Source organism: Candidatus Sulfotelmatobacter sp. (assembly GCA_035498555.1).
In the GTDB taxonomy this organism is placed as follows: domain Bacteria; phylum Eisenbacteria; class RBG-16-71-46; order RBG-16-71-46; family RBG-16-71-46; genus DATKAB01.
Map to the genome: position 1 here is coordinate 1 of DATKAB010000097.1, position 5,851 is coordinate 5,851.

Consider the following 5,851-nt stretch of genomic DNA (forward strand, 5'->3'; position numbering starts at 1 on the left):
TTGGAGAACGCGGCGATGTCGGGCAGACCGTCGCCGTTCAGGTCCGCCTCCGCGGCGAACGGCGGCAATCCCCAGGGCGGGGCGTTGTCGAGGAAGCTCTCGACGAGCCCAACGTCATCGATCCGCGCCACGGTGACGAAGTCGTGCGTGCCGTTGGTCTCCACCGAGTCGCGAAAGATCTCCACACCGTCGCCACCCGCGAGTGCGCAGAACTCGTCCGGGGCGTTCGGATGCTTGATCAGCAACAGCGTCGATCCGAGATCGTCGGGCGGGTCGCCATTGCCGGCAATCTGCTGCTCGGCGCCGAAAGTGCCGGTCCCGTCGTTGACGCGGGCGTACGCCTGGCCGTCCACCACGTAGACCAGGTCGGCCTTGCCATCGTGATTCACGTCCGAGAGCGCGAACTCCGGCGGATTCGTTCCCACCGGGATGGTCTGCACCCGCTGCCAGTGGTTGGAAATGAGCTTCGAAACGATGATGTCGTAGTTGAAAGTCGCGACTCGCGCGCCGGTCACGATCTCGGAAGTTCCGTCATTGTCGAGGTCCGCCACCTGGACCGGCGGGATGGCCTGGGAATCGAATCGATACGACGCAAATGCCGAGCGGAGCACCGGGCTGGCGGCGCGGACGGGCTGGACGGATGTGGCGAGCAGGGCGACCGCGGCGACCGCCGGGGCAAGGATGAGACGAGAGTGCGAACTCGGCATGGTGGAACCTCCGAACGACCCTCCCCGGTCGGCGCGCCTCCGAAAGAGGGGCGCGTCCCGAGTCGTCTCCTCGTACGTTCGAGGAAGCCAGGGTGAACGGACCGGCGAAGGGATCTCCGCGCGCGAGGCGACGACCCCGAACACCGGACCCCGAATCGATTCGGCGCCCTCGGGGGCCCCAGGACCGATCGATTTGTTGCAGGAGACTCCGCCGTGTTTCGGAGGGAGTTCGAGCGGCTCCGCACTTTTCCATTGTTTGGCCGTGACTCGCGGGGCTACGATGGCACGCGACGGGCCGTAGTTCCGAAGCGAGAGACGCACCTCATGAGCCCCCGCAGCGCTTCGCCCGGCGTGGTAGGGGCCTCGTTCCTTCAACCGCCGGGAGACTGCTCGCAATGATCTCGCGACGTCGGTTCCTGACCCTGGGCCCCGTTCTGGCCGCAACCGCGACCGCCGCCCCGAGCGCGATCGTCAAGGCCGCCGTGCCGCAGGCTTCTGAAGTCGCCGCTCGCCGTCTCACCCGAGCGACGTTCGAACGCCACCGCAACGAAGGCTTCGTCGTTCACTTCGAGGCGCTGCGACCCACCGAACTGAAACTCCACGCGGTGCGGGATCTGCCCGGCAGCGCGAACCGCGCGTCTCTCGATCGCGAGGGCCAGTTCTCGGTGCTCTTCCACGGGCCGCGGCAACCGGCGTTCGACCAGGGCACGTTCCGGGTGGATCACCCGGCCATCGGCACCTTCGACCTCTTCCTCGTTCCGGTCGGCGAGTCGGGCGACACGCGCCACTACGAGGCGGTGTTCAATCGCCTCGGCGCGACTCCGGTGCGGGAGGCCTGACCCATGGATCCTTTCGTCGCCGAGATCCGCATCTTCGCGGGCAACTTCGCACCCACGGGCTGGGCGCTGTGCAACGGGCAGCTGCTGCCCATCTCACAGAACACCGCGCTGTTCTCACTGCTGGGCACCACGTACGGCGGCAACGGCACCTCGAATTTCGCATTGCCGAATCTTCAGGGCTGCGTACCCATCCAGTCCGGCCAGGGTCCCGGTTTGTCGTTCTACGACCTCGGCGAGAGCGCCGGAGTCGAGACCGTGACGCTGCTCCCGAGTGAGATGCCCGCTCACAATCACGCGCTCGAAGCGTTGGACGCGCCGGGTCCCCTGAGCGGCCCCGCCGGCAACGTGCTGGCGCGATCCGCCACCGGTTCGGCGCTCTACGCCGCGCCCCCGAATTCGCCCATGAATGCTGCTTCGCTCGATCCCGCCGGCGGCGGACAGCCGCACAACAACATGCAGCCCTATCTCGCGCTCACCTACATCATCGCGATGCAGGGCGTGTACCCGGCACGAAGCGCGCCAGCGGCTGCCCCCGATCAGGCCAGGAACGGAGGATCCGCGCATGAGTAGTCCGTTCGTCGGCGAGATCCGCATGTTCGGCGGCAACTTCGCGCCCAATGGATGGATGCTCTGCCAGGGACAGGTGCTCCCGATCTCGGAGTACGAAGTGCTGTTCAACCTGATCGGAACCACCTACGGCGGCGACGGCCAGAGCACCTTCGCGTTGCCCGACCTGCGCGGGCGCGCCCCGATTCATCAGGGGCCGGGCTTCTTTATCGGACAACTTGGCGGCCAGGAGGTGGTCACGCTGACCGTCGCGCAGATCCCGTCCCACTCGCACCTCGAGCGCGCGAACGTCAACACCGGGGACGCCTTTGGTCCCGGCGGCATGGTGCCGGCCGAATCCAAGGCCGGGCTTCCTCAATACGCCGCCGCGGGCGCGGTCGCCATGCACCCGCAGGCGATCGGGCAAACCGGGGGCAGTCAGCCACACGAGAATCGGATGCCCTTCCTGGTCGTGAACTACATCATTTCGCTCTACGGCATCTTCCCCAGTCAGAACTAGCGACCACGCTGCGCCCTTCAGGCGCGACAGGAGCCCGGCATGGCGACTCCGTTCCTCGGTGAGATCAAGCTCATCTCGTTCAACTACCCTCCGCGGGGATGGGCGTTCTGCAACGGGCAGCTCCTGCCCATCAACCAGAACCAGGCGTTGTTCTCGATTCTCGGGAACACATACGGGGGCGACGGCCGCGTCAACTTCGGCCTGCCGAACCTTCAGGCGCGGACGCCGATCCACAGGAGCAGCGCGCATTCGCTCGGTGAATCCGGCGGCGAGCAGGGGCACACGCTGGCTTTGAACGAAATGCCGACGCACGCCCACAGTCTGATGGGGTCGAGCGCCACGGCCACCGCGGTGAGCCCCGCCGGCAACGTGCTCGCCGACACGCGCGCCTCGAACGGGATCGAACAGTATCGCGGCCAGCCCGACGCCGCGATGTCGCCGGCCGCGGTGGCGCCGACTGGAGGCGGTCAGGCGCACTCGAATCTCCAGCCCTATCTGGTGCTCAACTTCGTCATCGCGCTGCAGGGCATCTTCCCGAGCCAGACCCAGCCCACCGCGCCTGCGGAGCTCCAGCGATGAGCGCCTCGCGGAAATTCCTGGCCTCGGTCGCGACCGCGGCGACCATCGCCGCGGCGACCGGCGCCGCGCCCGCGATCGCGCGCACGCTCGTCAACCCGCCCTCGAGCCTGGTGCAGGCGAAAGTGCGGATTCCCGACCTGCTGGCCAATGCCTACGGCTCGGCCGTGGCCGCGCTCGGCGACCTGAATGGCGATGGCGTCGTGGACTTCGCGGTCGGCGAGCGCGCGGCGAACGGCAACATGGGCGCGGTGTGGATCCTGTTCATGCGCGCCGACGGCTCGGTGGCGAGCAGCGCGCAGATCTCGAACGCCACCCCGTTCCTGGCGGGAAGCCTGCACCCGGACGACGAGTTCGGCGCCTCGGTCGCCGCGCTCGGCGACCTGGATGGCGACGGCGTGCCGGACCTCGCGGTCGGCGCGCCCAACGATGACGACGTGAGTCCGGCACACACCGGCGGCCTCGGAATCGACCGCGGCGCGGTCTACATCCTGTTCCTGACCTCGAGCGGCGCGCCCAAGTCCGTCCTCAAGCTGAGCGACCTCACCACCGGCATCAGCCTTCCCGGCGACTTTGAACGCTTCGGCGCCTCGATCGCCTCGCTCGGCGATCCCGACGGCGCCGGACCCTTGAAGCTCGCGCTGGCGGCGGGCGCGCCGGGCGACGCGGATTCGGACGCGCCAACCGGATTCGCGCGCGGCGCGGTGTACGAGGTCTTCCTCACCTGGACCGGAGGCTCGCCGCCGCTGGTGGTCGACCACACCGTCAAGCTGAGCGACACGCAGGGAACTCCCGCCTCGTTCCACCTCCACGACGCCGATCTCTTCGGCAGCTCGGTCGCCAGGCTGACCGATCTCGACGGCGACGGCGTGTCGGATCTGGCCGTGGGCGCGCCCCTCGACGATGACAATGCCGACGGTGACCTGGCGCCCGGCGCCAACCGTGGCGCGGTCTACGTGATGCTGCTCAACCCGAACGGCAGCGTGAAGAGCTATCAGAAGATCAGCGCGACTTCGGGCGGCTTCATGGCGCACCTCGGGCGTTCGAACTTCTTCGGAGATGGCGTGGCCGCGCTGCCCGATCTGGACGGCAATGGCGTGCCCGATCTCGCCGTGGGCTCGGGCGGCTACGACGACGGGGGTCCGGGCACGGGTGCGACGTGGGTGGTGCTGCTCGCCTACGACCACGGCACGGGCGCCATTTCAATCAAGCAACCGCTTCGGATCAGCGACAACTCGGGCAACCTGGGCGGCGGACTCGATGCCGAGGGCGCCTTCGGCGCCTCGGTGGCTTCGATCGGCGACCTGAACGGCGACGGCTTCCCCGATTTGCTCGCGGGCGCCCCGGGCGACGGAACCGGCGGCGTTGGCTCCGCCTGGGTGCTCGATCTGGGCCGCAGCGCGGTCGCGCTCTCTTCGGCGCCCAACCCCTCGAACCCGGGCGAAAACGTTCACTTTACCGCCAGCGTCACGCCGGGCACCGGCAACGTCGAATTTCGTGACGCCGGCACGCCACTTGGAACCTCGTCACTGGTTTCGGGCAGCGCCCTCTTCGACACCAACCTGCTCGCCGACGGCTCGCACCCGATGACCGCTTACTACGAAGGCGACAGCGTGAACATCGGCGGTTCCTCGCCGGTGATCGTCCAGCTGGTGGGAGCCGTCACGGCCGCGCAACTCGCTCTGTTCGCCGCCAACCCGCTCGAGGACGGCATCGAGGTGAAATGGCAGCTCGGCCAACCGAGCCTCTACAGCGCGACCGTACTGGAGCGCGCCCAGAGTCTCGAGGGTCCCTGGACGGCGGTCACCTCGCCCGCCACGACGGTGGACGGCGTGACCTCCGTGCTCGATGCAGACGTCGTATCGGGACGGTCGTACGAGTATCGGCTCTCCCTGACGCGATCGGATGGCTCGACCGAGACGATCGGCCATTTGAGCGCGACCGCCGCGCAGAAGGTGACCGTGTTCGCGCTCGGCGCGGTGACTCCCAACCCGGCCACCGGACCGGTGGAAGTGAGTTTCTCGGTGGCGCGGCAGGCCCGCGTGCGGCTGAGTCTGCTCGATGTGCAGGGCCGCGTGGTGTCGACGCTCGCCGACGACGTCCGCGCTCCCGGCGTCTACCAGGTGACGTGGTCCGGCGACGGAGCGCGCGGAGCCGCGCCCGCCGGCGTCTATTTCCTGCGCTACCAGACTCCGGGCGGCACCTTCACGCGCCGGCTGGTCCTCGCGCGCTGACCTTGCGCAGGTGGCCCTGAGCGGCGGAGCGCCCGCCGTGGAGCTGCGCCCCGCCGGGCCCGGCGACGAGGAGTTCCTGCTCGCGCTCTATCGGAGCACGCGCGAAGACGAGTTGGCGCTGACCGGCTGGGACGAAGCGCAGCGGTCCACCTTCGTGCGCATGCAATTCCTGGCGCAGCGCCGGCACTACGACGCCAGCTACCCCGACGCGACGGACGAGATCGTGCTCCGGGATGGCCGTCCGATCGGGCGGCGGCTCGTGGCGCGCGATGCGAGGCAGATCCACCTCGTGGACATCGCGCTGCTCCCCGAGCGTCGCGGCGCCGGGATCGGCGAGCGTCTGGTGCGCGAGCTGATCGCCGAGGGCGAGACGCGCGGCGTCCCGGTGAACCTCTACGTGCTCGCCAGCAGCCCCGCGATCCGGCTCTA

General features: G+C 68.7%; 7 protein-coding genes. 6 read left to right on the plus strand and 1 reads right to left on the minus strand.

The window, feature by feature from the left end; translation table 11 throughout:
• Nucleotides 1-707: VCBS repeat-containing protein (locus tag VMJ70_09130; GenBank protein HTO91280.1), on the minus strand; the 707-nt coding region annotated here is incomplete at its 3' end.
• 395 nt (nt 708-1,102) lie between these two features.
• Here VMJ70_09130 and VMJ70_09135 point away from each other — a divergent pair.
• From VMJ70_09135 to VMJ70_09160, 6 genes are all read left to right on the plus strand, one after another.
• Nucleotides 1,103-1,546: a hypothetical protein gene (locus tag VMJ70_09135; GenBank protein HTO91281.1), complete on the plus strand. Its 444-nt coding sequence runs from the start codon at nt 1,103-1,105 to the stop codon at nt 1,544-1,546.
• Nucleotides 1,547-1,549: 3 nt separating this feature from the next.
• The gene (locus VMJ70_09140) at nt 1,550-2,116 is read left to right on the plus strand and encodes a tail fiber protein (GenBank protein HTO91282.1); all 567 of its coding nucleotides are present in this window, start codon (nt 1,550-1,552) and stop codon (nt 2,114-2,116) included.
• Nucleotides 2,109-2,612 (plus strand): tail fiber protein, encoded by a 504-nt coding sequence (locus tag VMJ70_09145; GenBank protein HTO91283.1) that lies wholly within the window; start codon nt 2,109-2,111, stop codon nt 2,610-2,612. The genes VMJ70_09140 and VMJ70_09145 overlap by 8 nt, the downstream gene beginning before the upstream one ends.
• Before the next feature lie 39 nt (nt 2,613-2,651).
• Nucleotides 2,652-3,191, plus strand: coding sequence for a tail fiber protein (locus VMJ70_09150; protein HTO91284.1), 540 nt, complete (start codon nt 2,652-2,654; stop codon nt 3,189-3,191).
• Nucleotides 3,188-5,422, plus strand: a complete 2,235-nt coding sequence (locus VMJ70_09155) for an Ig-like domain repeat protein (protein ID HTO91285.1) — start codon at nt 3,188-3,190, stop codon at nt 5,420-5,422. Before VMJ70_09150 ends, VMJ70_09155 begins: the two co-directional genes overlap by 4 nt.
• Nucleotides 5,423-5,459: 37 nt before the next feature.
• On the plus strand, nt 5,460-5,851 hold a 392-nt coding region (locus tag VMJ70_09160; protein HTO91286.1), incomplete at its 3' end, for a GNAT family N-acetyltransferase.